Source organism: Fictibacillus marinisediminis (assembly GCF_023149135.1).
Classification (GTDB): Bacteria; Bacillota; Bacilli; order Bacillales; family Fictibacillaceae; genus Fictibacillus_C; species Fictibacillus_C marinisediminis.
This window is the reverse complement of sequence record NZ_JAIWJX010000002.1, coordinates 3,341,870-3,367,946: the sequence shown is the minus strand read 5'-3', so window position 1 is coordinate 3,367,946 and position 26,077 is coordinate 3,341,870. Positions and strand designations below refer to the sequence as shown.

The 26,077-nt window shown below is 41.9% G+C and carries 25 protein-coding genes; 19 read left to right on the top strand and 6 right to left on the bottom strand.

The features are described 5' to 3' along the window. Positions 1-101: 101 nt before the first annotated feature. Complete coding sequence (locus tag LCY76_RS17950) at positions 102-1,160, top strand: amidohydrolase family protein (protein WP_248253756.1); 1,059 nt, start codon at positions 102-104, stop codon at positions 1,158-1,160. 594 nt (positions 1,161-1,754) lie between these two features. Further along, entirely contained in the window at positions 1,755-2,834 is a 1,080-nt protein-coding gene (locus LCY76_RS17945; RefSeq protein WP_248253755.1) for an AbrB family transcriptional regulator, read from the top strand. Between the two features lie 165 nt (positions 2,835-2,999). Here LCY76_RS17945 and LCY76_RS17940 read toward each other — a convergent pair whose 3' ends face one another. Further along, positions 3,000-4,214, bottom strand: coding sequence for an MFS transporter (locus tag LCY76_RS17940; RefSeq protein ID WP_419714957.1), 1,215 nt, complete (start codon positions 4,212-4,214; stop codon positions 3,000-3,002). Between the two features lie 5 nt (positions 4,215-4,219). After that, on the bottom strand, positions 4,220-4,663 hold the full coding sequence (locus LCY76_RS17935) for a MarR family winged helix-turn-helix transcriptional regulator (RefSeq protein WP_248253753.1): 444 nt from the start codon (positions 4,661-4,663) through the stop codon (positions 4,220-4,222). Between the two features lie 230 nt (positions 4,664-4,893). On the opposite strand from LCY76_RS17935, the gene LCY76_RS17930 reads away from it, so the two are divergent. Beyond that, positions 4,894-5,652, top strand: coding sequence for a 2-phosphosulfolactate phosphatase (locus LCY76_RS17930; protein WP_248253752.1), 759 nt, complete (start codon positions 4,894-4,896; stop codon positions 5,650-5,652). 87 nt (positions 5,653-5,739) lie between these two features. Here LCY76_RS17930 and LCY76_RS23920 read toward each other — a convergent pair whose 3' ends face one another. Continuing rightward, a complete protein-coding gene (locus LCY76_RS23920; protein ID WP_255357543.1) occupies positions 5,740-5,871 on the bottom strand; it encodes a hypothetical protein in 132 nt (43 codons plus the stop codon). Between the two features lie 508 nt (positions 5,872-6,379). Here LCY76_RS23920 and treP point away from each other — a divergent pair. From treP to LCY76_RS17895, 7 genes are all read left to right on the top strand, one after another. Beyond that, complete coding sequence (gene treP, locus LCY76_RS17925) at positions 6,380-7,789, top strand: PTS system trehalose-specific EIIBC component (protein ID WP_248253751.1); 1,410 nt, start codon at positions 6,380-6,382, stop codon at positions 7,787-7,789. A 76-nt stretch (positions 7,790-7,865) separates the two neighbouring features. After that, on the top strand, positions 7,866-9,548 hold the full coding sequence (gene treC / locus LCY76_RS17920) for an alpha,alpha-phosphotrehalase (RefSeq protein WP_248253750.1): 1,683 nt from the start codon (positions 7,866-7,868) through the stop codon (positions 9,546-9,548). 25 nt (positions 9,549-9,573) lie between these two features. Continuing rightward, entirely contained in the window at positions 9,574-10,290 is a 717-nt protein-coding gene (gene treR, locus LCY76_RS17915) for a trehalose operon repressor (protein ID WP_248253749.1), read from the top strand. Between the two features lie 106 nt (positions 10,291-10,396). Next, positions 10,397-11,221, top strand: coding sequence for an STAS domain-containing protein (locus LCY76_RS17910; RefSeq protein WP_248254715.1), 825 nt, complete (start codon positions 10,397-10,399; stop codon positions 11,219-11,221). A gap of 174 nt (positions 11,222-11,395) precedes the next feature. Further along, a complete protein-coding gene (locus LCY76_RS17905) occupies positions 11,396-12,571 on the top strand; it encodes a NupC/NupG family nucleoside CNT transporter (protein ID WP_248253748.1) in 1,176 nt (391 codons plus the stop codon). Between the two features lie 137 nt (positions 12,572-12,708). Continuing rightward, positions 12,709-13,731 carry an STAS domain-containing protein gene (locus LCY76_RS17900; RefSeq protein ID WP_248253747.1) on the top strand — a complete coding sequence of 341 codons (1,023 nt, stop codon included), beginning with the start codon at positions 12,709-12,711 and terminating at the stop codon, positions 13,729-13,731. A gap of 415 nt (positions 13,732-14,146) precedes the next feature. Then, positions 14,147-14,920 (top strand): GDSL-type esterase/lipase family protein, encoded by a 774-nt coding sequence (locus tag LCY76_RS17895; RefSeq protein ID WP_248253746.1) that lies wholly within the window; start codon positions 14,147-14,149, stop codon positions 14,918-14,920. Between the two features lie 199 nt (positions 14,921-15,119). On the opposite strand, the gene LCY76_RS17890 is transcribed toward LCY76_RS17895, so the two are convergent. Continuing rightward, positions 15,120-15,425 carry a DUF3243 domain-containing protein gene (locus tag LCY76_RS17890; RefSeq protein WP_053357188.1) on the bottom strand — a complete coding sequence of 102 codons (306 nt, stop codon included), beginning with the start codon at positions 15,423-15,425 and terminating at the stop codon, positions 15,120-15,122. Between the two features lie 246 nt (positions 15,426-15,671). On the opposite strand from LCY76_RS17890, the gene LCY76_RS17885 reads away from it, so the two are divergent. From LCY76_RS17885 to LCY76_RS17875, 3 genes are all read left to right on the top strand, one after another. Continuing rightward, positions 15,672-15,872: a hypothetical protein gene (locus LCY76_RS17885; RefSeq protein WP_248254755.1), complete on the top strand. Its 201-nt coding sequence runs from the start codon at positions 15,672-15,674 to the stop codon at positions 15,870-15,872. 35 nt (positions 15,873-15,907) lie between these two features. Then, complete coding sequence (locus LCY76_RS17880; protein ID WP_248253745.1) at positions 15,908-16,444, top strand: DinB family protein; 537 nt, start codon at positions 15,908-15,910, stop codon at positions 16,442-16,444. Positions 16,445-16,846: 402 nt separating this feature from the next. Next, on the top strand, positions 16,847-18,127 hold the full coding sequence (locus tag LCY76_RS17875; RefSeq protein ID WP_248253744.1) for an ArsB/NhaD family transporter: 1,281 nt from the start codon (positions 16,847-16,849) through the stop codon (positions 18,125-18,127). Positions 18,128-18,360: 233 nt separating this feature from the next. Here the strand turns inward: LCY76_RS17875 and LCY76_RS24060 are convergent, their stop codons facing one another. Further along, positions 18,361-19,020, bottom strand: a complete 660-nt coding sequence (locus LCY76_RS24060) for a L,D-transpeptidase (protein WP_248253743.1) — start codon at positions 19,018-19,020, stop codon at positions 18,361-18,363. A gap of 447 nt (positions 19,021-19,467) precedes the next feature. Here LCY76_RS24060 and LCY76_RS17865 point away from each other — a divergent pair, with 447 nt between their 5' ends. The 6 genes from LCY76_RS17865 to LCY76_RS17840 all read left to right on the top strand — a co-directional run bounded on the left by LCY76_RS17865 (position 19,468) and on the right by LCY76_RS17840 (position 25,050). Further along, positions 19,468-20,619 (top strand): acyl-CoA dehydrogenase family protein, encoded by a 1,152-nt coding sequence (locus LCY76_RS17865; RefSeq protein ID WP_248253742.1) that lies wholly within the window; start codon positions 19,468-19,470, stop codon positions 20,617-20,619. Between the two features lie 137 nt (positions 20,620-20,756). Next, positions 20,757-20,978, top strand: a complete 222-nt coding sequence (locus LCY76_RS17860; protein WP_248253741.1) for a hypothetical protein — start codon at positions 20,757-20,759, stop codon at positions 20,976-20,978. Positions 20,979-21,108: 130 nt separating this feature from the next. Beyond that, positions 21,109-21,450: a metal-sensitive transcriptional regulator gene (locus LCY76_RS17855; protein ID WP_248253740.1), complete on the top strand. Its 342-nt coding sequence runs from the start codon at positions 21,109-21,111 to the stop codon at positions 21,448-21,450. A 24-nt stretch (positions 21,451-21,474) separates the two neighbouring features. Further along, positions 21,475-21,681 (top strand): copper chaperone CopZ, encoded by a 207-nt coding sequence (copZ, locus tag LCY76_RS17850; protein WP_248253739.1) that lies wholly within the window; start codon positions 21,475-21,477, stop codon positions 21,679-21,681. 87 nt (positions 21,682-21,768) lie between these two features. After that, positions 21,769-24,186: a heavy metal translocating P-type ATPase gene (locus LCY76_RS17845; RefSeq protein WP_248253738.1), complete on the top strand. Its 2,418-nt coding sequence runs from the start codon at positions 21,769-21,771 to the stop codon at positions 24,184-24,186. 12 nt (positions 24,187-24,198) lie between these two features. Next, on the top strand, positions 24,199-25,050 hold the full coding sequence (locus tag LCY76_RS17840) for a hypothetical protein (RefSeq protein ID WP_248253737.1): 852 nt from the start codon (positions 24,199-24,201) through the stop codon (positions 25,048-25,050). A 67-nt stretch (positions 25,051-25,117) separates the two neighbouring features. On the opposite strand, the gene LCY76_RS17835 is transcribed toward LCY76_RS17840, so the two are convergent. After that, complete coding sequence (locus LCY76_RS17835) at positions 25,118-26,020, bottom strand: sulfite exporter TauE/SafE family protein (RefSeq protein ID WP_248253736.1); 903 nt, start codon at positions 26,018-26,020, stop codon at positions 25,118-25,120. Positions 26,021-26,077: the final 57 nt, after the last annotated feature.

Genomic DNA, 26,077 nt, shown 5'->3' with positions numbered 1-26,077 from the left:
GCTCACTCCTTTTATTTATAAATTAATAAGGGAGGAAGAGGTCAATTAAAATCGCTGCATTCCGTTCTTTTTTTGCTGCAGGAGGAATCATCATTTTACTGTTGGCATCCTGTACGATTCAAGTGGATAAAAAAGAAGAAAATGTTATCGTAATTCCTGATGTAAACTATCAAGCGGATCAAACGATGCAGTTGAAATTAAAAGAGATGAGAAAGAAAAAGCCGGATGGCGAGCCGCTTTATAAGGTATATAAAGATCTCCCCTTAATTGATGTGCATAACCACCAATCTCCAGAGTTTCCTTATAGGGAATGGGATAGACTTGGAGTGGATCGTACGGTTTTATTTGGTGGTATTTCAGAACCAGAGGCAATGAAAACAGATGAGCTCGCCTGGAAGGATTATGAGGAACGCCCTGAGCAGGTGTATCCATCCTTTGCAGGCATCAACATTTATTCTGAAAAAGGGATAGCTTATACAAAGAAAAACCTTGAAAAAGGGTACTTAAACATCGGTGAATTGGCGGCTGCTTCAACTTATTCGCCAATTGTCTCTTCTGTTAAATGGAAGGCGGAAACTCCGTCTTCAGGGAAACTCAATGAGATTTATAAACTGGCTGGCCGGTATAAAGTTCCTGTTCTTTTGCATATCGATCCTGCTTATGGTCCGCCTATAGCGGGATTGCAAAGGGTGCTTACCCGTTTTCCGAAGGTCAATTTTATTTACGCTCATGCCAACGTTGCCTCCTCGCCAGAGAATATAGAAGCATTGCTTTCTAAATACAGCAATTTATTCATTGACTTTTATGCAGGATATACTGAATATGACGAAGGCAGTGAATATGAACTGAAAGATTTTGTGCCCTTGATGGAAAAGTATCCAGATCGTTTTTTGTTTGGCAGTGATTCTGGATATGGAATTGGGTATGATGGGGCTATTGCCGCTATTTATGAGATGATTGATCTATTAAGCGATAAAACAGCAGTGAAAGTAGCATATCAAAACTATGAATCACTGATTGAAAGACAGCCTCCTACCCAAACACAAATGAAGAAAATTAAATCACTTTCGAAAAGTTCGGCAAAGTATAAGCTGAACAAAAGAGAAGCAAACGACCTGATCATGAAGCTGACGGACAAGCGCAAAAAAGAAGGATCCTAAAAGGATCCTTCTTTTTGAGCTGATTTTCTAAAGGATTAGATCCAGCTAAAGCCGAAACCGCAGCAACAGCGGCGGCGTCTATGGCAACCGCAATGTTTTTTCTTGCGCTTTTTACAGAAGCAAGAGCTTGAAGAAGAAGAGGAAGAAGAAGATTCGCATTTATGTTTCTTTCCTGTGCTGAACTTTTTGTGCTTTTTTTCGAAGCCCATTTGTGCATCCCCCTTGAAAGTGGATTCCAGAAATAAATTCCGGTTAAGATATCATATGTGAGGATGCAGAAGGTGGACTAGACCTCTGTTCTTGTTTTATAACTATTTTTCAAAGTTTAGTAGAAATAGATTTTTGTCTATGGAATAAGCAGCTTATAATTTCCACTGGCATTCACCTCTTCAATCCTCTTTCCCCAAACGGTTACTACCCTTCGTAATTTCTCCAAACCATCTATTCATGAACTTTATGAACAAAATGCTCTTTATGTATAAAACAGTCATTTTAAAACACTTTTTGATATGATAGTTGAATATATGTACTAGGCAACGCTGATTTTTCAGGCAGGTATTGACTATCTGTTGAAGTTGAAGGGGTGCAATGCTGATGTTGGAAGGAAACAAAAACGTATCTGCGATTTTGCAGACAGCATGTATAGGGATCACGGGTGCACTCCTGTTCCTGTTGATACACATGCCATTGCCATGGCTGTTAGGTTCGCTCACTGCTGTTGTGGTATGGAGGAAGTTATCAAGACGGACGCTGTACTGGCCGATCGGATTCAGGCATACAGCTATTATTTTTCTGGGATCGATGCTAGGAACTTCTTTTACAGCAGGAACAGTAAAAGAAATGGTGCTTCAGTTTCCTTTTATGGCTTCTACAACCGTTATTACGGTTCTATTTTGCCTCGTTCTGGCTTTCTACACGGTAAAACACATAAAAATTGATCTGGCGAGCAGCATCTTTGGAAGTGTTCCCGGCGGAATGTCACAGGTCGTGGTTATGAGCGAAGAAACGATGGAGGTGGATACAACAATCGTCGTCCTCATGCAGACGATCCGTTCAGTATCTGTCATCTTTTTCGTCCCCTTTTTAACGATTCACGGAATTGGCGGTGAAGTTCGTCCATCTACGGCTCCACAGGTGAATGCTGCTGAGTCGGGGACATGGATGCAGTATGCTGTTTTTGCTGCTATCGCCTTGTTTGGCGCCTGGGGAGGAAAGAGGATCAGGCTTCCAGCCGGCTTTTTGACAGGATCTCTGATTGCTGTCGCAGTGTCCGTTTCGTTAGGATTGCAAGCCCCTCATGTTCCGTCATATTTCATTCTCATCGCCCAAATTTTCCTCGGAATCCACATTGGTAGGCAGTTTAATCCACAAGTGGAGGGAAATGTGAAGAAACTAGGCATCTACACGATTGGAAACAGTCTTTTGCTCGTCCTGTTTTCCTTAGGGATTGCTTTTTTGCTCAGCAAATGGACGCCAATGGACTTTACTACCGCGTTTTTGAGTGCTGCACCAGGAGGCATCGCTGAGATGGGAGTTACCGCTTCGGCAGTTCATGCAGATCTTTCCATGGTTACTGGTTATCAGCTGTTTCGTATCTTTTTTATTATGTTTGCTGTTCTGCCCCTGGCTCAATGGTGGGTGAGAAAACGGAAAAAGATAGCTAAATCAGCATAAAAAAGCTTGAAGATCATTATGATTCTTCAAGCTTTTTTTTATGGCTTTTTTAGTTTTTACCCTAGCGAAGTTGTTTGAATATATTTGGATCAATTATTCTGAGTTTGGCTCAATTATCATCGGATTAGGCTCAATTCCAGCCTTGCTTCGCTCAATTCCATGATATCAAGCTGATTTCCGCACATCTTCAGACTGCTGTTTCCCCTTGTGCAAGAGAGACACAGCGAGATACAGGACGAGAAAGACTGCCATAAACAGAGCGGATAGGCGATACATGCCGGCATATCCCTGATGCATGGCGATCAAACCCAGCAGCATCGAACCTGCAGCTACTCCTAAGTCGAGCGAATTAAAGAACATGCTGTTGGCTAAGCCGCGTTGTTCCACGGGTACTGCTTTTATCATCCAAGCCTGTACGGAAGGCTGAATCATGCCATACCCAAAGCCATAAAGCATCGCTGACAGGATGATATACCCTGTGGAAGAGGCTATGGAAAGCGTATAGAGACCGTACATCACGGAGAGGGCACCCGCTGTCAGTAAGCTAAAATGACCTTTGCTGTCAAAAATCTTTCCGGAAAAGGGACGGATGATAAAGATGGCAAGGGCGTTGAATAAAAAGAAGTAGCTGATATGGGTGAGGTGGGCTTCTTTGCCAAATAGAGCAAGGAAACTAAGCAGCCCTCCATACGTAATGGATAATAACAGGTTTAATAGCCCAGGAAGAGCAATCTTTTTAAGGGCTTCTCCTGTACTGTGATTGGCTTTTTTTAATGGTCCCGCACTAGGCGGGGCTGGAAGAACGGCGGCGGATCGGTTCACGAACGCCAGCGGGAAAATAAGAATTAATACAACAGTCCCTACAGTTGTCAGTGTTCCAAACCCGTAGTTGCCAAGCAATGAAAGCCCGATAATTGGGCCGAGTGACATCGCTAAGCTCGTTGAAAGCCCGAAATAGCCGATACCTTCACCCATCCGTTTTTGGGGTATAACGTCAGCTGCCATGGTAGGCAAGGTTGTGCTTGATAGTCCGAAGCCTATCCCAAAAAGCACACGCATGACAAGAAGGAGAAGAATAGATCCGCACCAATAATAGCCGGCTGTCGATAGTGAGGCGATGGCGATCCCACAATATAGAATGACAGATGCTTTTCCTTTTCGAAGAATTCCCGCTGCAAAAAAACGGGTGGCGATGGCAGAAAGAGCAAACAGGCTCGTAACAAGGCTGACGGTAAAATCACTGGCTTGAAAGGCATCTTTCGTATAGACAGGAAACGAAGGAAGTATCATCTGCAAATTTAAAAATAAAAGAAAATTGCATACGGTTATGATAATAAATTCCTTGCTCCAAAGTTTTTCTTGGTGTGAATTCAATTGCATGGCTCCTAACTGTTGATGATGTCATCAATATTTTTGCTTAATTTCTCAAGGACTTCTTTAAACCGTTCCACTTCTGCCGGTTCAATTCCAGCAAGGATTTCTTTCATGGTTTCAGCTTCAATGGGAACGGTCTTGGAGGCGATTTCCTCGCCTTTTTCCGTAAGGGAGACGATAAAAGCTCTGCGGTCCGTTTCGCTCATTTGCTTTTGAATCAGTTCTTTTTTCATGAGGATATCGAGGATTCTAGCCGTGGTTGGCTGGTCTTTAGCCGTCCGGCGGGCAAGTACTTTCTGGGTAATGCCCCCCTCCTCGAATAACTGATAAAGAACCGACCATTGTTCGGGTGTAATATCAAATTGACGAAAGCGATGCATGAGCAAATTTATTGTTTTCCTGCTTGTCTGGTTAATTAAAAAGCCGACAGAAACATCTTTATGTTGTGATTGCAAAACCATCGTTCCTCTCATAATAAATACTTGTTAAGACAATTATAAGTAAAACATATATTTTTGAAGAATGCAATACACACAAAAAAAACCGCTGCCAGAAGCAGCGGGGAAACATTCGAAAAATTTTCAGACCTCAGGATAAAGTTTAACAAATTATGTAAAAATAGTCTACTTTTTTTAAAGTGCTGCTGATACCATTAAAAGGAGAGAGACTGAAGGGAGAATGAAAAATGCCGGTATTTCAGCAGCAGCGTTATCAATGCAAAACAGAGTGGGGAGTCAGGGGAGCAAGGGAAGCAGCAGAGCGGGGAGACATTATTGTTGTGGTTGATGTTTTAAGCTTTTCATCCACCGTTGTTACGGCACTAAGTTATGGTGCTAAGATTTTTCCCTATCCTCCGCCGATCAATGAAGAAGCCAAAAAATATGCAGAGGAAGTCGGAGCAGAGCTTTTATCAGGAAGAGCAGAAGCATTGAAATGGGGGACGCATTCTCTTTCACCGGCATCATTCAGTTTGCATGACCAAGAAAAGAAGTTTGTGATGTGCTCGTTGAATGGTGCAGCGTGCATTTGGGCTGCCAGAAAAGTTCCTGCACTGCTGATCGGCTGTCTGCTGAATGCATCGGCCGCTGCGGAAAAGGCCGAACAGCTGCAAAAGCAGTCAGGTGCTGACATCACCGTGGTGGCATGCGGTGAGAAATGGGAAAATCCGCAGGAGGCTGAAAATAACATTAGACCAGGTATCGAGGATTATCTCGGTGCGGGTGCCATACTTTCGAAACTTAACGGAAGTAAATCGCCTGAAGCACAAGTATGTATAGGCGCTTATCTTTATCAGAAGGAAAACATTCAAGAAGTCATTTGGAACTGCGGCAGCGGACTGGAGCTGCGTGAACGCGGATTTTCAGAAGATGTGCGGCATTGTACGAAGCTGGATGAGTTTGAACTTGTACCCCAGTTGAAAGGGAATGTTTTTGCTAGGAGCTGATTTCATGGCCTGTCCCATACCAAATAAAATCCTGATCGGATAGGCCAAAATCAGGATCTCTATAGGAACAACCTGCAGTGCATTATATTACACCCACTTGTAAATCAGCTTTTGATAGATTTTGTCTGATGGTTTTTCGCTGTCAGGGTAAATATCGATGATCATGATTTTTTCGCCATCAATCGTTTTTTCGAATGTCTCCCCGATCCAAACCTTCATTTTTTTACACTTCCAAAATCATTTTGAAAGGCCAGCAGTGCCGTTTTTGAACAAATATCAATATTTACACCCTGTTTTTGAAGTTTGGTAATAAGCTCCTTAAGTTTTTTTGTCATGCTTCCTCATTCCTTTTTATTAGAATAAAGGCATATCAGCCCGCTTACCTTTAATCAACCATTCAAATCCAATTCTATTTCTTCTGTTCTTATAAACAGTATACCGCGTATAGGTGTTTTCATTTGACTTTTGAAAAAAATCCCACAACTATTGTTTTTTTCATCGAAAGTTTGGATGAAAGTAAAAGAAATATCAAAAGTGTTGACCTTCATGTATATACAAGTTACAATACAAAACAAGACATGTATATACAAGTTTTCACTTTTTATGAAAGCGATTTAAAAACGCACTGCTTTACATCACTTTTCAAAATTCAGTCTTGATTACAAAACGCGTGAACAAGGCTGTTTTATAAAAGTTATATGTAAACGGTATCAAGGAGGAAGGTTATATGGACATCAGGCAAACCGCTGAACAAATTGTAGAAGCTGTTGGCGGTAAAGAAAACATCGGTGCAGCAACTCATTGTGTGACCAGACTTCGCTTTGCACTAAATGATGAAAATCAAGTCAACAAAGAAAAGCTCGAAAATATTGATGCGGTGAAGGGATCTTTTTCCACAAACGGCCAATTTCAAGTCGTCATCGGACAAGGACTCGTGGACAAAGTTTATAATGAGCTCGTCGAGGCTGCAGGAATAGGTAAAGCAACAAAGGAAGACATCAAAAATGCAGCTGAACAGAAACTGAATCCTATACAGCGGGCCGTAAAAACATTAGCTGATATTTTTATTCCCATCCTTCCGGCAATCGTTACAGCCGGTCTGCTCATGGGGATAAACAATATCCTTACTGGGCCAGGGATTTTTTATGAGGGGAAATCTTTTGTCGATGTAAATACCGCTTGGAAAGATCTTGCGGATATGATCAATGTGATTGCCAACACAGCATTTGCTTTTCTTCCTGGATTAATCGGCTGGTCAGCCGTCAAAAAGTTCGGGGGAAATCCTCTGCTGGGGATCGTCCTGGGTTTGATGCTTGTGCATCCAAGTCTTCTTAACGCATGGGATTACGGAAAAGCGCTTGAAGCTGGAAAAGTGCCGCACTGGAATTTATTCGGTTTACAGATTGAGAAGATCGGCTATCAAGGCCAGGTGCTTCCTGTTCTACTGGCATCCTATGTGCTGGCGAAAATCGAAGTGTTTTTAAATAAAAAGGTACCGGATGCGTTTAAATTGCTTATCGTTGCTCCGATTGCCCTGCTCGTTACAGGTTTTCTTTCCTTTATCGTTATTGGCCCGATTACATTTGGAATCGCAAACTTTTTAACGGATGGACTTGTCAGTATTTTTGACAACTTTGCTGCTTTAGGAGGGCTTATCTATGGCGGTCTCTACGCTCTGCTTGTTGTAACAGGCATGCACCATACCTTCCTGGCGGTAGACCTTCAGCTCATCGGAAGCAAGGGAGGAACCTTTTTATGGCCGATGCTCGCTCTTTCTAATATTGCTCAAGGATCTGCAGCTCTGGCTATAATGTTTATCTCAAAAGACGAAAAGGTAAAAGGATTGTCCTTTACATCAGCTGTTTCTGCGTATTTAGGAATAACTGAACCTGCACTGTTTGGGGTGAATCTGAGGTTCAGATATCCCTTCATCTGTGCGATCATCGGTTCTGCGATCGCGGGGGTTTTCATTACTATAAATAAAGTTAAAGCTTCTTCCATCGGTGTCGGTGGAGTACCTGGTTTCCTTTCTATTTTCCCGGATAAATGGGCACCTTTCTTTATTGGAATGGCCATCGCAATTGTCATACCGTTTGTATTAACATACCTCTTTGCCAAAGTAAAAAAAGCGAAATAACGGCCAAGTACAGCTGGCTCACTTACATGAGCCGGCTTCACATTTATAAATATTAGACAGATGGGCGGTGGACACTATGGAACAGCCATGGTGGAAAAAATCAGTGGTTTATCAGATTTATCCAAAAAGCTTCAAGGATACAACCGGAAACGGTACCGGAGATTTAAACGGAATCATTGAAAAGCTGGATTACTTAAAGCTTCTCGGTGTAGATGTGGTCTGGCTGACTCCAATCTATGAGTCTCCGCAAAAAGATAACGGTTATGATATCAGTGATTATTATAAAATTCATGAAGAATATGGCTCCATGGACGATTTTGAACGGCTGCTGGATGAAGCGCATAACCGTGGCATTAAAATCATCATGGATATCGTTGTGAATCATACATCTACAGATCATGCATGGTTTAAACAAGCCAGCTCTTCAAAAAACAATGAATTTAGAGATTTTTATATATGGAAAGATCCGAAAGTCGGAGCTGCACCGAATAACTGGATCTCCAAATTTGGCGGATCAGCGTGGAAATATGATGAAACAACAGAACAGTATTATTTGCACCTTTTTGATGTATCACAAGCCGATCTGAATTGGGAAAATAAAAAGGTCCGTAAAAAGGTGTATGAGATGATGAACTTCTGGTTTGATAAAGGCGTTGACGGTTTCAGGCTGGATGTGATTAATCTTATTTCTAAAAATCAGGATTTTCCGGAAGATGACGGATCATTACCGCCTGGTGACGGCCGCAGATTTTATACGGACGGCCCAAGGGTGCATGAGTTTATACAGGAGATGAATTCTGAGGTCTTTTCTAAGCATGACAGTCTGACCGTGGGAGAGATGTCTTCCACTTCCATCGATCATTGTATCCGATATTCCAGGCCGGAAAGCAAAGAATTAAGCATGACGTTTAACTTCCATCATTTAAAAGTTGACTATCCTAATGGAGAAAAGTGGACGGCCGCTGATTTTGATTTTCTTTCGTTAAAAAGGATTCTTTCTGAATGGCAGACATGCATGAATGAAGGAGGCGGGTGGAATGCGCTGTTCTGGTGCAATCATGATCAGCCTCGAATCGTTTCCCGATATGGGGATGATGGTGAACATCGGATAACTTCGGCGAAAATGCTGGCGACGGTGATTCACTGTATGCAGGGTACTCCTTATATTTATCAGGGTGAAGAGTTCGGCATGACAAATCCGGGCTTTGATTCCATCGAAGACTACCGTGATGTTGAAACACTCAATGTCTACCAAGAGTTAAAAGAGGCAGGCAAAGATGTACAGGAGATTATCAAGATACTAAAGCAGAAATCAAGAGATAACTCACGTACTCCTGTACAATGGGATGCTTCGCCAAATGCTGGTTTTACCTCAGGTACCCCTTGGATCAACGTTGCGCCTAATTATAAAGAAATCAATGCACAAAAGGCCGTTCGAGACGAGAACTCTGTGTTCAGCCACTATCAGAAATTAATCTCCATGCGAAAGTCGCTGGATGTTCTAACAGAGGGGGATTTCAACTTAATCCTCAAAGACCATCCATCTATTTTTGCCTATACGAGAAATACTCCAGATGAAAAACTGCTGGTCATTAATAATTTCTATGCTAAAGAAGCGGTGTTCCAAGCACCTCAAGAGCTTGTACCTTCAGGGAGAAAGGCAGAGGTGATCCTGTCTAATTATGAGGATTCATCCCATGAATTCCAAGGAATGAAGCTGAGACCCTATGAATCCATCGTTTATCGCATTATAAAGTAATGGTACAATAAATGTGGTGGTAAAAATGAAAACAAACAAATATTTGGCGATCTATCAAGAGATATCCCAGCAGATTGAAAAAGGGGAATTTGTTGCAAGAAAACAACTGCCCTCTGAGCATGAGCTGGCTGAGCGATACAAGACATCCAGGGAAACGATCAGAAAGGCTTTAAACTTGCTTGCTCAGAACGGTTTTATCCAGAAGATCCGCGGGAAAGGCTCAATCGTCCTTGATCTGGCTAAATTTGATTTTCCTGTTTCCGGACTGGTCAGCTTTAAGGAATTGGCCTCGAAATTGGGAAAACCTTGGAAAACAGTGGTTCATGAATTGGAAACAATCGCTCCAGACGTTTTTTTGCAAAATGAGCTGAATTTGACAAAGAACGATACCGTTAGGAAAGTAATAAGGATACGGGAGATAAATGGGGAAAAAATTATCCTCGATAAAGACTTTTTTAACGAAAAGTTGGTTCCAGGTTTAACAAAAGAAATCTGTGAAGATTCAATCTATGAATATATAGAAAAAGAACTTGGTTTAACGATCAGCTTTGCCAAAAAAGAAATTATTGTTGAAGAACCGACAGAGGAAGATCAAATCTTGTTATCACTCAATGGCTTTCATAACGTTGTCGTTGTTAAAAATCATGTCTATCTTGATGATGCAAGCCTTCTTCAATACACTGAATCGAGGCATCGTCCCGATAAATTCCGATTTGTTGACTTTGCAAGAAGAAATCATTAGGTTACGCCAGGCAATGCGACCATTGCCTGGTTTTTTATTTTCATCCATTAAAAATGTTACTATAGTAGAGGATGCTTGGATACATAAGGAGGGAACACCATTGGCAATGGAACGTGACTTATACGAGTATTTGATGCGAAACACTGCAGCTTTAAGTGAGGAATGGCTGAAGCTTCAGGAGGAAAAATTAAGTCTCAGCGGCTCTTTAGAAGGAGTAAGCGCAGAACGAATACAGCATAATCAAACATTTATTGAGAATATGGCCAAAACGTTTATCAGTGACGACGTGAACTTTTCCGCGTGGTCAGAGCAGGTGGCTGTAAGAAGAGCAAATGCAGATACCCCGTTGCATGAAACTTTGGAAAACTTTAAACATTTCAGGATTGTTTTTTGGAATCTAATCATGGATTTTGTACAAGAGAATGAAGCAGAAATCTCCCTTCAAACGCTGGGACGATGGAGCAAAAAAGTGAATGCGGGTTTTGATCATGTCATTGAGCTTTTTACGGTTTATTTCCAGCAGATCAGTGACGCGAGACTCTTGTCACAGCAGCAGATGATCTTGGATCTGAGTGCGCCGATTATTCCCGTGTTTTCAGGGATCGGTGTTTTGCCGCTGGTAGGCGAAATTGATACTTACCGCGCGCAAATGATTAAAGAAAGCAGTCTTGATAAATGCACAGAATTAAAACTTGAACATTTAATCATTGATCTCTCGGGTGTTCCAATCATGGATACGATGGTAGCGAATGAGCTGTTTCAAGTTGTACGGGCGCTTGCTTTACTCGGTGTTGAAACAACAGTAACTGGAATTCGTCCGGAAATTGCACAGACTGCGGTTAACCTTGGATTGGATTTTTCCAACATATCAACGTATGCCCATCTTCGCCAGGCGCTCCCGGTGATTATTAAAAGCCGTCAACTTTCATAACCTATTGTTATTTCAGCCACCTTTTAACTCAGGTGGTTTTTTTAATAGGGTGAAAATTTTAGGATAAAGCATCCACTATGGAGGGTAGTATATGTATATGTTTATTTGCTGTGTGAAACATATTTAAATATGAAAAGTTGAACAATATAAAATTTAAAGGAGGTTGATGGTAGATTGAAATATCTTATTTTTATTTTAGGGCTTGCTGTTGTATTTTTGCTTGCTTATGCCGTCAGCAATAATAGAAAGCATATCAAGTTTAAACCTATTATTATCATGCTTGTACTTCAGGTCCTGCTGACTTATATCCTGCTCAATACAGGGATTGGTTTAGTAATTATCCATGGTATCTCTAATCTTTTTGAAAAGCTGCTCGGGTATGCAGCAGACGGTGTAAACTTTGTTTTTGGCGGAATTGCAAACAAAGGGGCTTTGCCATTCTTCTTTAATGTTCTCCTGCCGATTGTATTTATATCCGTTCTGATCGGAATTGCACAGCACTTAAGAATTCTGCCTTTCATCATAAAATGGATCGGATTTTTTCTAAGCAAGATCAATGGTTTAGGGCGTTTGGAATCCTATAACGCAGTGGCTTCAGCAGTCTTCGGACAATCGGAAGTTTTTATTTCGGTTAAAAAGCTGCTTGGCCATATGCCAAGGCATCGTCTGTACACGCTGTGTACGTCTGCGATGTCCACAGTATCAGCATCCATACTTGGTGCATATATGACCCTGATTGATCCGAAGTATGTTGTGACGGCCTTAATGCTTAATCTTCTTGGAGGATTCATCATTGTAAATATCATTAACCCTTATGAAGTAACAGCAGAAGAGGATATTATCGAGATTCAGGAAGAAAAGCAAACCTTTTTTGAAATGCTGGGGGAGTATATACTGGACGGGTTTAAAGTAGCAATTATTGTGGGAGCGATGCTGATTGGTTTTGTGGCGCTGATCAGTGCCGTTAATGATGTTTTCAATATGGTGTTCGGCATAACGTTTCAAAAGCTTCTCGGATATGTGTTCGCTCCGTTCGCCTTTATTGTCGGTGTTCCTTCTTCTGAAATTGTAAAAGCAGGAACGATTATGGCAACAAAGCTTGTATCCAATGAGTTTGTAGCAATGCTTGACCTCGCCAAAATTAAAGGACTTTCAGAGCGTACCGTTGGTATTGTATCGGTATTTCTCGTTTCTTTTGCCAACTTTTCTTCAATCGGAATCATAACGGGTGCGGTAAAAGGCCTTCATGAACAAAAAGGGAACGAAGTAGCAAAATTCGGACTGAAATTGCTGTATGGAGCCACACTCGTCAGCTTGTTATCAGCAGCAGTCGCAGGGATCATGATCTAGTGTTTTATTAGAAAGGCTGATTTAAATAAAATGGGCTCTATGTGGCCAACATAGAGCTTTTATTATGGCTTTTTCTTGTGAATACAGTAAAATTAAAGGAAGGTTGATTTCGCCAAGCCTCGAAAGGACTGGTCATTATGAATCATTTAAATAATACACAGATTAAGGTGGGAAGTGCTGAATTCAGCTGGAGACCTGCTGATGGAAGCTTTTTATTCGAAGGGGATGATGCTATTCTCTTTTGGATTAATTCCGCTTTTAAAACATTTCTTGACACCATTGAAGAGGTATCCGGGGATGAGTCAGCTAATGTCGTACTTGAGACAACTGGATATCGGATGGGTATCATCGTTGGAGAATTCTTTTATAATGAGGGAGCCAATCCGGCAGATGTCTTGAATGTACTGCCAGGGATTTATGCTTCTGCCGGATGGGGAACCTTGGAGATCGAAGAGTTGGATGAAAAAGAGAAGAAAGCTGTTTTGCGGATGAAAAACAGTTGGGAATACCGGATCAATAAGCTGCAGAAAAAGAAGAATCATGGAACATTCATTCCTGGACACTGGGCAGGTGTACTAACCGGATTGTTTGGAGAGAACCTCTGGTATCGAGTGACTTCCAGCCAGCTGGAAGGTGATGAACATTGTCAGTTTGAATTCTATCCCTCATTAATCACCGTTTCTGAAAATATTCATGAACTTTCAAGAAGGAGAGAACAGGCTGAAATATTTAAGCTTGAAAATATAGTGGAAGAACGGACGAAAGAATTGTCCGATCTGCTAAAAGTTATTTCTTCACCTATCATTCCTGTTTTGGATCATATTGTGGTCATCCCATTATTGGGCAAGTATAACGAAGACCGTTCTAAAGAATTGCTTGAAAAAACCATCAATGAACTTCCGAAATATGGAGCTGATTTTTTAATCCTTGATCTTACGGGATTGGATGAGGACATTAGCGAGTATACAATTTCTCTGTTTCAGCAGCTCATTGCGGCTACGACATTGCTTGGCACAAAAACGATCATGGTAGGAATTTCACCGGCACTTAGTATAATGATGACAAATTCAAATTATCATACTTCGGATATAAAGTCCTTTGCTAATCTAAAGCATGGCATTCATTATGCCCTTGCTGAAAGAGGCCAAAGGATCATATAAAAAAACAATCGCAGCCAATGGCTGCGATTGTTTTTTTATTGTTGATAAGGTGGTAGCATCAATTCTTGAGCGCAGTTTGGACAATACGTATAGCGTTGTTCTTCAACAAGAGAATGTACTTTATCTTCGCTGTTTGTGAAGTCACGATAATTGTTAAGGATAATGTTATGCTGGCATGCGTGGCAGATGTATGCTGTACGATGTATAACCAAGGATTTATGATCAACTAAGTACTTTGACATAGAAACCCCCCGCATTACTCTGACATAACTTTATCTTAACATATTAATATTGCGAGAACATTACAATGGTTTAAAGGCTTCCATTGATTTATAGTTTACTTCCGGGGAAATAAGGGGAATATTTTAAGCTAAATCATTAAATCTAATTGAAATTAAATCCGGAGGCTTTCACCATGAAAAAAAACACATTAATTATTGCATCCTGTCTGATCGTTTTAATCACAGGCATCCTTTTTTCCATCACAAGGCTTAATCTTCCTTCTGTTCTGTCCTCTATGACCCATTACGGAAAATCAGAAATAAAAAACGATGGCAAAGAATTTAATATTGTTGCATTGGGGGATTCATTATCATATGGTGCAGGAAATTCAGGCAACAGTGGTTATGTAGGAAAAGTGGAAGAACGACTTGAAAATCACATGAAAAGTGAGATTACAGTCAAGGATTACGGAGTTCCTGATGATACAAGCGCCTTATTGTTAAAGCGTTTAAAAAATGAACAGTTAAAGTCATCCATCGGTTCTGCCCGTATGATCTTTTTAAATATTGGTATGAATGATTACTTAAACAGCCTGCTCCTTACTAAAACCCACCCGGATCGAAAAAAAGAAATCATTGTAAAAGCACAGCAGAACTATCAAAATAATTTAAAAACGGCAATAAAAGAAATGAGAAAAGAAAATCCAAAAGCAAAAATATATCTGGTAGGCATTTATAACCCATTCACAAACCGCAAAGATCACCTCCCTGAAAGCAGTCTGGTTCAGCAATGGAACAAAAAGGCACAGGTAATAACGGCTGAACAGAAGAATACCCGGTTTATTAATGTAGAGGGCGTCTTCTCGGGGAAAAACAAAAAAGCTTATTTTGCAGACGAACTTCATCCTAATAAAAAAGGATATGCGTTAATCGGTGAAGAAGTTTATAAACGTTTAGAGTTAAGTTAAGTCAAAAAAAATCAGCCCTTAATGGCTGATTTTTTAATCATTATGGCGGGCTTTGCCGCCTTTCTTTCCAGTTCTTCTCTAGACATATTGTGACTATTGTTCCTGGCCATTTGGAATCACTCATTAAGTAGAATTAATTTTAATTTGGCCTTAGTTTTGAGCATCGGATAAGAATCCGGTGCTCTATCTACGCTTACTGTTAATCTACAAGACGGACCAGCATATGAGCGAGTGCATGCTGCTGATCTTTGTCTCCTACTTTCCATAATTCCTGAAGGAGTTTTTCTTCAGAGTTTCTAGGGTCTTCATGTTCAGCAAGATATCCAGCTACTTTTTCAGCGGCTTTTGCCAGCTGCTCTTCACCTAATCCTAACTTTTGGCCTTTACTGACTTTGTCTGATAAGTATCCTTTAAATTCCTCAAAATCCTGTAAAATTTGATCTTTCTTTTCGGAGTCCATATTTGCTACTTTCTCGTCCACATTGTTCACGTTTGTGTTAGCCATTTTCTATTCCTCCTAAAAGTTGAGATATAGGAGTAGTACCCGATTCGATATAAAACGAACCCTGAAATTCATAAAAAATACGACAGAGGTTATACAAATATTCTACATTTTAATTTCATGATGCTGAGGTTTTTGGGGACGCTCTAAAATGTTGATTTTGATTTTTATACCTCAAAATGGTTTCAAAATTGAAAATTTATTCCAAGTTATCTATATTATATATAAGAAATTTGGAGGAGAAGTAAGATGTGGAGAGGTTCAGCAGCTATTTGGGGTGTTCGTAACATCGGTGAAGGTCTTTCCGCAATCTTTACAGCGAAGCGTTGTCGTTCGATACGTCGTAGATCCATATTTACTCCAAAAGATGACGATTCAAAAATTATCGGTCAAGGCCGCATCGTGAAGACCCGACTCGATGATAATGTTTTAGCTGTTTTCGATATCTGAATATTGGAATAACTCGAGGCGAGGGGAGAAAGCAAATGAACCTAGAACTGATGGATATTTTTCGCATGGAATTTGACTTTAGTTGGGATACTGAGACCTGGTTTTTACCTTTAGAATCTGCTCTTGAGGGTTTAAATTCCACAGATGCAAGCTGGCAACCCCCTGGAGGAGGGAATACAATTTGGCAAACTGTGAACCATCTAAATTATTACAACGCCCTACTTGTTAGACAAATCAATGACACAACGCCTAGAAAAAAGGCATCTAATAGCAAGGCTGCATTTGGAGATATCGGGGAACCAGCAGATTCTAAATGGAAGGCAGTCTTGGCAGAGAATACATTTGGAGATATCGGGGACCCAGCAGATTCTGAAAAATGGAAGGCAGTCTTGGCAGAAACACGCCTAATTTGTGAAAATTTGCGTAAATCACTAGCACAAGTTAATGACAGTCATCTGGAAGAGGAACATGTTGGGGGTCTGGCTCGTCAAATTTTGCACAACGTATACCATATAGGGCAAATTGTATTAATTCGCAAACAACAAGGCTCTTGGCCAAAGGAGCGAGAATAATTTGTATATTCCGCTATAGGGCGCAATGCTAAAGTATTGGATTGCGCTCGTTATTCTATTATAGGGGGCTTTAATGAAACAGACAAGGGAACTTCTAAATGCGGAAGTTCCCTTAATTTTGGTTTAAAAATCAACAATATTGTTTAACATAGCCCCAAAAATAAAATGCAGCACCCATAGAATAGCCTCAATTAAATACGGCTATACACATATTCTATTCTTCTAAGGATTTAAAACAAAAAGGGAGGAGGAAAAAAGACCATATCAATGGAACTGTATGTGAGCAATAAGGCAAAAATCATTTACCCATTCAACGGTAATGAAGTATTATTTTAGTTAAGGTTTGAGACAAGTGCGCCGCTAGCACTGGTTTTCCGTAATGATAAATGGAGGAGAAGTGATATGGGACAACAAGCAATTATAGCGCTCAGCATATTTTTAATTACATATGGCTTAATTATTTCTGAAAAAGTGCACCGTACCATTATTTCCATTCTTGGTGGAGCGCTTATGGTCGCTCTTGGCGTCATTGACCAGGAAACGGCCATTCATCATATTGATTTTAATACAATCGGTCTTCTCGTCGGTATGATGGTTATTGTAACCATAACGGCGGAAACCGGATTATTCAAGTTTATTGCGATTTGGGCAGCAAAAAAAGTAAAAGGAGATCCGGTCAAGACCCTCATTGCGTTAGGTTTGATTACAGCTATCGGTTCGGCCTTTCTTGATAATGTGACGACGGTTCTGCTTGTTGTACCTGTTACCTTCAGCGTAACAAGAAGGTTAAACCTTAATCCGATTCCTTTTTTAATGACTGAAATCTTTGCGTCCAATATCGGCGGAACAGCAACGATGATTGGTGATCCGCCCAACATTATGATCGGCAGTGCGGTAAAGGAGCTCACCTTCTTGTCCTTTATTGATAATCTTGCTTTAATCTGCGGGATCATTTTAGTGATCACAATAGCCATTATGGCTATCTTTTATAAAAAAGGACTCAAAACTAAAACTGAGTTAGTAGAAAATCTGATGAGGCTGGATGAAAAAAAAGAAATTGTAGACCATAAGCTGCTCCGTAAGTGCTTGCTCGCACTTGCGATTACCATTGGCGGATTCTTCCTGCATCAGTTCATTCATGTGGAAACCGCAACCATTGCCTTGTTTGGTGCCTTTCTACTCTTGTTGCTGGCGGGTGAAAAACACCTGGAATATGCTCTGGAAAAAGTAGAATGGACCACTCTGTTTTTCTTTGTGGGATTGTTTGTTATTGTAGCGGGGCTGGTTGAGACTGGGATTATTGCAAGTGTGGCTAAACATGCGATGGAGTGGACAGGCGGAGATTTAAAGGCGACGACTTTCTTAATCTTATGGATGAGCGCGATTGCTTCTGCTTTCGTGGATAACATACCATTTGTTGCGACGATGATTCCGATGATTAAAGAAATGGGGCATATGGGAATCACTAACCTTGAGCCCTTATGGTGGAGTTTGTCACTCGGAGCCTGCCTTGGCGGCAACGGAACCTTGATCGGTGCGAGTGCCAACCTTGTGGTTGCCGGACTTGCGGGTAAAGAAGGCTATCATATTTCGTTTGTTAAATATTTGATTATTGGATTCCCCTTGATGATTTTATCCATTCTTATATCAAGTGTTTATGTTTATCTTCGGTATCTTATGTAAAAGGAAGAAGGGGCTGTCCAAGAAGTCTGTAAGCTGTTGATTTCCGTTCCAGGGTGCTCGCTTTCCGCGGGGCGTGCGGTGAGCCTCTTGGCGCTAGCGCCAAGAGGCTCACCTGTCACGCTAGTCCCGCAGGAGTCTCGCACCTTCCACTTCAATCAACTTTTCATTGAAGATTTTCAAGCCAAAAAGGAGCTGCTGAAGGTCAATTTTCGACTTTCAGGACAGCCCCTTTTTTATTGTGCGGTTACGTAACCATATTGTCCAGCAATTACAGGGAACGATTTGGCTGTATTTGTAATAATGACGGTGGTTTGAAGAGTGATCTGATCAAAAAGCCACCTACCCTCTTCGTTATGCATTCTGATGCAGCCGGAAGAAATATGCTGGCCGATGGAGCTTTCATTGTTGTTACCGTGGATGGCATAGGAGAGTTGAGGGTTTACGGATAAGCCCATCCATCGGTCGCCGAGCGGATTTTTAGGATCGCCTCCAGCAATATGTTCTTTGTAATAGGGCCTGTTTTTAATCTTATTGGCAATTTTATAGATTCCCTGGGGAGTGGGGGTCGAAGATTTACCTGAAGCAATTGAAAATGTTTTTACAAGCGTCCCGTTTTTATAATAGGCGAGCTCATTGCTATGAAGGTTAATGATCAATAGCGGATAGGCAGAAGGGCTTTTTACCTCTTGGTTCGTTTCCTTATCTTGAGATGGTGTTGGGTTCACTGGTGGTTTTTGAATTTTTTCATGATTTTCTTTTTGCTCAACAGGAGGATACTTGGCTGAAGGATGAACGGATTTCGGCGAGCTAAAAGAGGAGTGCTGATAGAAATAATAAGAAAAAGCAAAAAGCCCAATGGCCAGAAATACAAGAATTCGGTATCTGAGTTTCACAGTTGATGTCCTTTCTATGAATGAAATAGAAGAATTGGATGATAAATAAAAAAATCCATCCTATTTCATTAGACGTCATCAGGCACGGAATGGTCTCTGTCCGAAATAAAAATGAGCAAAGCGCCTAAGAACAAAGCATGAAAGTTGCGAAGTGTACATAAACGAAGTAGGGTAAATATAATAAAACAGAGTTTTTCTGGGAGAGAAAAGCCGGTATAGACGTAATGTCCAGCTCCAGCGCCCAGGGCTGAAAACATGGTTCGTGTTTTCAGCAAAGGTCCTCTTAGGACGAATTATGGACCACAATTTGTCTTTGGTCGCTTCACTCTTACTCCTCAACACAAAAAGCGTGTTGCTGTGTAAGAGTTCCAGCGCTTTTCGGACCTTAACGGGCCGCTTGCGCTTTTCTTATAAACTATACTATAAAAAGGCAGTTGGTGAGACAAAATGGAATTTATCCATACTGAATTTCAGGCTCGCTGGATGAAGAAATTACATGAGCTTAGTGAGAGATTTGCAGAGCGCGCTCCCGAACATGACCAGCAAGGCACTTTTCCATTTGAGAATTTCAAGGAATTGGGAGAAGCCGGTTACTTATCCTTGACCGTCCCTAAAGAATACGGAGGCCAGGAGATCAGCCTTTATGACTATATCCTGTTTCAGGAACAGATTGCCCGCGGAGATGGTTCTACGGCATTATCAATAGGATGGCATCTTGGTGTGGTTATGGACTTGTCTGAGCGAAAACCATGGGATCCTACAGTCTTTGAGAAACTCTGCAAACGCATTGTGCATTCTCGGAGTTTGATCAACCGTGCTTCTACTGAACCGGCAACAGGAAGTCCGACTCGAGGCGGGAAACCTCAGACGATTGCCGAACAAAAAGGGGATCAATGGATCTTAAACGGAAGAAAGTCCTTTACTTCCATGGCTCCTGCTCTTGACTATTCCATTGTGTCAGCTTCGGTCAAAGATTCAGACCAAGTATCTTCATTTCTCGTGTCACATAAACTTCCTGGTGTTTCCATTGAAGATAAATGGAATACACTGGGCATGCGGGGAACTCGGAGCGATGACCTGGTTTTAAAAGATGTGGCCGTTGAAAGGGATGATCTTGTAGAAACGGCCGATCAGGAGAATAATCAGCAGCTTCCAAAAGCCTGGCTGCTTCACATCCCGGCATGTTATATCGGAATCGCCAGAGCTGCCCGCGATTATGCGGTTTCCTTTGCAAAAGACTATAGACCTAACAGCTTGAAAGGACCGATAAGTGAAGTTCCTGAAGTGCAAAGAAAAATTGGATTGATGGATTTGGAGCTGTTAAAAGCAAGACAGCTCATGTACGGAGTCATTGAACAATGGGAAAAGTATCCGGAAAAACGCCAGTCACTCGGCAGTGCGCTGGCTGCGGTGAAATATGCAGCGACAAACAGTGCAAACGAGGTGGTGGATTTGGCCATGAGGATTGTTGGAGCACACAGTCTGTTTCAGGATAATCCCCTGCAAAGATACTATCGAGATGTGCGGGCAGGCCTTCATAACCCTCCGATGGATGACGCTGTTATTTCCATGTTTGCACGAAATGCCTTGAATGACTGATTAACAGGAAAGGGAGATCAAAGTTGAGATCTTCCTTTTTTGTTTTGGAAAATATTGTTTGGCCTTCAAGAAAGGATAATGACAATAAAGCGCAGAATATGTTGTATACAGGAACATCTTGAAAAGGGGTGGACAGGATGGAACGCAGTTCTGCAAATCAGGCGGCAAATCTCATTGGTGATTCAGCGGTACAAATGCTGCACAGTAATGGGCTTTTAGTGGTCAGTGAAGAGGAATGGTCAACTCTTCAGCAGGAAATGAATACCTCAGAGCTTGAGATCAGAAGATTGAAAAAGGAATTGCTTCGATATGCAAGAAAAATCGCAACCTGGAAAACCTTTGGTAAATCGTGCAGCTAAGGTAAGATGACTCTTTTTTTGGACTTTTTGCTGAAATAAGAGTATACATACAAAAAACGGGGAAGAGTAAATGAGAGATTATTTTACTCTGTTCTTCACCCCTTTACATAGGGTAGGGGGGTATGGTAATATGAAGGAGAAAAGGAGGCTGGTTGATTTGGAAATACAAGAACATGAATCGCATTGTTCAACAGAAAGAAAGAGCCACCATTCTGATAAAATGAAAAGCAATCTGGTGACCCGTTTAAATCGTATTGAAGGACAGATTCGGGGTGTAAAGGGTATGATCGAACGTGATACGTACTGTGATGATGTTCTGACCCAATTATCAGCCATTCAGTCAGCGCTAAATAGTGTCGGAAAACTGCTTCTTGAAGGACATATGAGAAGCTGTGTTGTTGAAAGAATTCAGGAGGGCGAGCTGGAAGTGATCGATGAGCTCTTGGTTACTGTGAAGAAATTAATGAAATAAATCATACGCCAGGGAGGTATAATGATGGAGAAAATCATGCTGAATGTAAAGGGAATGTCTTGCGGACATTGCGTCAATGCTGTAGAAGGAAGCGTAGGGAAATTAAACGGTGTTCATCATGTTAAAGTACAGCTGGAGGAAGGCACCGTTGAGGTAGAGTTTGATTCCAGCAAAGTTAATCTTGAAGAAATTAAAGAAACCATTGATGACCAAGGATACGATATTGCTTAATTGAAAGGACCAAAATGGACCGTGCTTAAACAGCACGTTCTCTTTTGGAAATAAATATACCCTGTTGGGGTATTGGAGGGTATTCTTATGAGTGATAAATCAAAAGAAACGAGTATCCCGATTTCAGGCATGACGTGCGCAGCCTGTGCATTGAGAATTGAAAAAGGCCTTAAAAAAATGGAGGGTGTTTCTGATGCAAATGTGAATTTTGCTCTGGAAAAATCAACAGTGGTTTATGATCCTGAATTAGCAGGGCCGAAAGATTTTCATCAGAAAATCAAAGATCTCGGCTATGATATTGCGGGAGATAAAGTGGAATTCAATATAAGCGGAATGACCTGTTCTGCTTGTGCTGCTCGAATTGAAAAAGGGGTAAAGAAACTGAATGGCGTACTGGATGCGAATGTGAACTTAGCGCTGGAAACAGCAACGGTCAGTTACCAGCCTTCTGAGATATCTGTTTCTGAAATGATTAAAAAAGTAGAAGACCTTGGATATGGGGCAAGTTTGAAAGAGACAGACGGAAATAAGACTGCAGATCTCAGAGAAGAGGAAATTCAGAACCAAACCGGCAAGTTCCTGTTTTCACTTATTCTTTCTTTGCCACTTTTATGGGCCATGGCCAGTCATTTTTCGTTCACTTCCTTTATCTATCTGCCTGATATGTTCATGAATCCATGGGTGCAGCTCGCATTGGCCACGCCCGTTCAATTGATTGTCGGGAAACAATTTTATACGGGTGCATATAAAGCACTGAAAAATAAAAGTGCAAATATGGATGTACTCGTTGCATTGGGCACATCAGCTGCTTATTTTTACAGCCTTTATTTGACCATACAGGCAGCAGCCAATGGCAATAACATGCCTGAACTCTACTTTGAGACTTCGGCTGTCCTCATCACTCTGATTTTACTCGGTAAATTGTTTGAAGCGAGGGCAAAAGGAAGATCTTCTGAGGCTATAAAAAAACTGATGGGACTTCAGGCAAAAACAGCGCTTGTAATCCGTAATGGAGAAGAGCTGGAACTGCCATTGGAAGAAGTTGTAGCAGGAGATGTTGTTTCAGTCAAACCGGGTGAAAAAATCCCAGTTGACGGAGAGGTTGTTGAAGGCTATTCTGCTGTCGATGAATCCATGCTGACAGGGGAAAGTGTCCCGGTTGATAAAGCATCAGGAGACACGGTCATTGGAGCAACGATCAATCGTAATGGTTTTTTGAAAATCAAGGCAACGAAGGTTGGAAGAGATACAGCGTTGTCCCAAATCATTAAAGTGGTGGAGGAAGCACAGGGCTCAAAAGCACCGATCCAGCGCTTAGCAGACAGGATTTCTGGGATTTTTGTTCCGATTGTCATCGGTTTGGCCATTGTAACCTTTCTCATTTGGTTTTTCTGGCTTGTACCCGGAGACTTTTCAGGAGCTCTTGAAAAGCTGATCGCCGTTCTTGTCATTGCCTGCCCATGTGCGCTCGGTCTGGCAACCCCGACATCGATCATGGCCGGATCGGGACGTTCAGCTGAGTTCGGCATTCTTTTCAAAGGCGGGGAGCATCTAGAAAATACACACCTGATTGATACCATTATTTTAGATAAAACAGGAACAGTCACGAACGGAAGACCGGTTTTAACAGATATATTGCCTGCTTCAGGGCTTTCCGAGCAGAAGCTGTTAGTTCTTGCTGGTAGCGCTGAGAAAAATTCAGAACATCCTCTCGCCCAGGCGATTGTTGAGGGAATGACGGAACGCGACCTCATGCCTCTTTCCTCCAGCAGATTTGAAGCCATACCCGGACACGGTATCCAGGCTATGGTCGATGGAAAAAGAGTACTGATAGGTTCAAGAAAGCTGTTGAATGATTATGATATACCACTGCAGGCTATTCTTGAAAAGATGGAAGAGCTGGAAGAGCAGGGCAAGACGGTGATGCTCGCAGCTATAGATGGAGAGTACAGCGGGATGGTGGCGGTTGCCGATACGATTAAAGAAACATCCAAGGAAGCCATCAGCCGTTTAAAAGCGATGAACATTGATGTATGGATGATTACCGGAGACAACACAAGGACCGCAAAAGCGATTGCCGATCAGGCTGGCATCGAGCAGACTATTGCAGAAGTGCTGCCAGAAGGAAAGGCTGAAGAAGTGAAAAAACTTCAGCAAAAAGGAAGAAAAACGGCGATGGTAGGTGACGGTATAAATGACGCACCAGCACTTGCAGCAGCTGACATCGGGATGGCAATTGGAACAGGCGCGGATATTGCGATGGAAGCAGCTGATATTACCTTGATCCGCGGTGATCTGAACAGTATTGCTGACGCTATTTTTATGAGCAAGCGCACGATACGGAACATTAAACAAAATCTTTTTTGGGCGTTTGCTTATAATGCACTTGGCATCCCGATCGCTGCCAGCGGGTTTTTGGCTCCGTGGCTCGCAGGAGCCGCTATGGCATTCAGCTCGGTATCGGTTGTATTGAACGCGCTTAGGCTCCAAAAAATTAAACTGTAGAGGTGAGTTTTGATGAAAAGCAAAATCATCCGCAACTGGGTGCTGTCTGCTGTTGGTATCCTCATTCTGATTATGGCTGGCTATGCTGTTTATGACGTTTTAGAAGGCAAGGACGGGAAGAGGGAGCAGGCCGGCCATCAAGATGGTCATTCAGAAATGTCTGGCATGGACCATGGTAATAAACATGAAGAACATGATGGACATGGTTCTGGTGATTTGGCCAAAAGTGAGGTTAAGCCTTCCGTCAGCTACAAGGATGGTGTCATTTCGATTCAGTTAAAAGATCAAAAAGGCAAGCCTGTCGATGAGCTGGAGTTCAATCATGAAAAGCTGATGCACTTCATTTTGGTCAGCGAAGATTTAAAACAATACAATCACCTTCATCCTCAAAAGACCGGTAAAGGCTCGTTTGAAGTAAAGCACAGACTGCAGCCTGGAACCTACAAAGCATTTGTAGACATCAAGCCCAAAAATAAAGCTTATGCCGTTGCCCCGTTGAAAATTGAAGCGGGTAGCCATGGAAACCATACTCACCAGCCAGAGTTAAAGGCAGATACCACTTTTTCAAAAACAGTTGATGGACACAAGGTATCAATGACGCCAAAAGAATTTCAAGCTGGACAGCCTGTTACGCTGCAATTTAGCATGGGTGATGCAAAACCTGAACCTTATCTTGGAGCACGTGGCCATGTTGTGGTCTTAGATCATACAGGAGAAAAATATGTCCACGTTCATCCTTCCACTCCTGAAGATACAAAATTTGAGACGGAATTTGAGGAACCTGGACTTTATAAATTATGGGCGGAGTTTAAGATCAATGGGAAAGTGACCACCTATCCGTTCATTATTGAAGTGAAGAAATAGCAGAATACAATAAAAGCTGACTCATCTGAGTCAGCTTTTATTGGTATAAATTATTGTTTGTGATGTGTCAGTGGAGATTAGTGCTTTCAGTTTGTGGTCCTGCTGAGAAAGAATGTTTTTTATTTTTTCTAATGCTGAAGAAAATTGCCGCCAGCCAAACGACGACCAGCACGGTATAGACCGATTGCAGTGCAGTACCGGAGATTCCAGCGGACTGCAAAAGCGTCCGGGCGTTCGTTACAATAATCAATCCTCCAACAACCACACCTAAAATATGTGAAGGGATAATGCGGACGAGCCATGCGGCGATCGGTGCTGCGATTAATCCTCCCGCCATGAGGGCGATAACCCACATCCAGTTGACCTGCTCCCATCCGAGAGAGATGAGGAAACCGAGTGTAGCAGAAACGGCAACAGCAAATTCGCTCGTATCCACGGAACCGATAACCTTTCTTGTTGTTGTGCCGTTTTTGGCTAACAGGACAGGTGTGGCTACCGGTCCCCAGCCTCCTCCTCCGGTGGCATCCAAAAAGCCTGCAACAAGTCCGAGCGGGATGAGCTGCTTGCGGCTGAACGCTTTTTCATGATCAGCAGGCTTGGTGTTCTTTTTAAATAAAAATCGGTACAGAATAAAGAAACCAAGGAACAGCAGGAAAAAGGAAATATACGGTTTTACTGCGTCGCCAGGAAGATTGGATAAAAAGCAGGCACCGGTAAATGCCCCAATGGATCCCGGAATAATGAGACGAAAGATAATTTTACGGTCAACATTACCGAACCTGATGTGTGATGCACCTGAGGCGGCTGTCGTAACAACCTCTGCAAAGTGAACCGAAGCCGAAGCAACCGCCGGAGCGATCCCAAAGGCCAGCAGCAGGGAAGTCGAAGTCAGTCCGTAAGCCATACCGAGAGACCCGTCAATCAGTTGTGCAACGAGTCCAATCAGGGCCAGGATGATCAGTTTTTTCATTTTACTCCTCCTAACAAATAAAAGGCCCTTAACAGTAAAGTTAAGAGCCTTCGGTTT

Excerpts from the sequence above, each read along its gene's own strand:
- LCY76_RS17945 (WP_248253755.1), top strand. The coding sequence starts at position 1,755 with ATGTTGGAAGGAAACAAAAACGTATCTGCGATTTTGCAGACAGCATGT.
- LCY76_RS17940 (WP_419714957.1), bottom strand. The coding sequence starts at position 4,214 with ATGCAATTGAATTCACACCAAGAAAAACTTTGGAGCAAGGAATTTATT.
- LCY76_RS17930 (WP_248253752.1), top strand. The coding sequence starts at position 4,894 with ATGCCGGTATTTCAGCAGCAGCGTTATCAATGCAAAACAGAGTGGGGA.
- LCY76_RS23920 (WP_255357543.1), bottom strand. The coding sequence starts at position 5,871 with ATGAAGGTTTGGATCGGGGAGACATTCGAAAAAACGATTGATGGCGAA.
- treP (WP_248253751.1), top strand. The coding sequence starts at position 6,380 with ATGGACATCAGGCAAACCGCTGAACAAATTGTAGAAGCTGTTGGCGGT.
- treC (WP_248253750.1), top strand. The coding sequence starts at position 7,866 with ATGGAACAGCCATGGTGGAAAAAATCAGTGGTTTATCAGATTTATCCA.
- treR (WP_248253749.1), top strand. The coding sequence starts at position 9,574 with ATGAAAACAAACAAATATTTGGCGATCTATCAAGAGATATCCCAGCAG.
- LCY76_RS17910 (WP_248254715.1), top strand. The coding sequence starts at position 10,397 with ATGGAACGTGACTTATACGAGTATTTGATGCGAAACACTGCAGCTTTA.
- LCY76_RS17900 (WP_248253747.1), top strand. The coding sequence starts at position 12,709 with ATGAATCATTTAAATAATACACAGATTAAGGTGGGAAGTGCTGAATTC.
- LCY76_RS17895 (WP_248253746.1), top strand. The coding sequence starts at position 14,147 with ATGAAAAAAAACACATTAATTATTGCATCCTGTCTGATCGTTTTAATC.
- LCY76_RS17890 (WP_053357188.1), bottom strand. The coding sequence starts at position 15,425 with ATGGCTAACACAAACGTGAACAATGTGGACGAGAAAGTAGCAAATATG.
- LCY76_RS17885 (WP_248254755.1), top strand. The coding sequence starts at position 15,672 with ATGTGGAGAGGTTCAGCAGCTATTTGGGGTGTTCGTAACATCGGTGAA.
- LCY76_RS17880 (WP_248253745.1), top strand. The coding sequence starts at position 15,908 with ATGAACCTAGAACTGATGGATATTTTTCGCATGGAATTTGACTTTAGT.
- LCY76_RS17875 (WP_248253744.1), top strand. The coding sequence starts at position 16,847 with ATGGGACAACAAGCAATTATAGCGCTCAGCATATTTTTAATTACATAT.
- LCY76_RS17865 (WP_248253742.1), top strand. The coding sequence starts at position 19,468 with ATGGAATTTATCCATACTGAATTTCAGGCTCGCTGGATGAAGAAATTA.
- LCY76_RS17860 (WP_248253741.1), top strand. The coding sequence starts at position 20,757 with ATGGAACGCAGTTCTGCAAATCAGGCGGCAAATCTCATTGGTGATTCA.
- LCY76_RS17855 (WP_248253740.1), top strand. The coding sequence starts at position 21,109 with ATGAAGGAGAAAAGGAGGCTGGTTGATTTGGAAATACAAGAACATGAA.
- copZ (WP_248253739.1), top strand. The coding sequence starts at position 21,475 with ATGGAGAAAATCATGCTGAATGTAAAGGGAATGTCTTGCGGACATTGC.
- LCY76_RS17845 (WP_248253738.1), top strand. The coding sequence starts at position 21,769 with ATGAGTGATAAATCAAAAGAAACGAGTATCCCGATTTCAGGCATGACG.
- LCY76_RS17840 (WP_248253737.1), top strand. The coding sequence starts at position 24,199 with ATGAAAAGCAAAATCATCCGCAACTGGGTGCTGTCTGCTGTTGGTATC.
- LCY76_RS17835 (WP_248253736.1), bottom strand. The coding sequence starts at position 26,020 with ATGAAAAAACTGATCATCCTGGCCCTGATTGGACTCGTTGCACAACTG.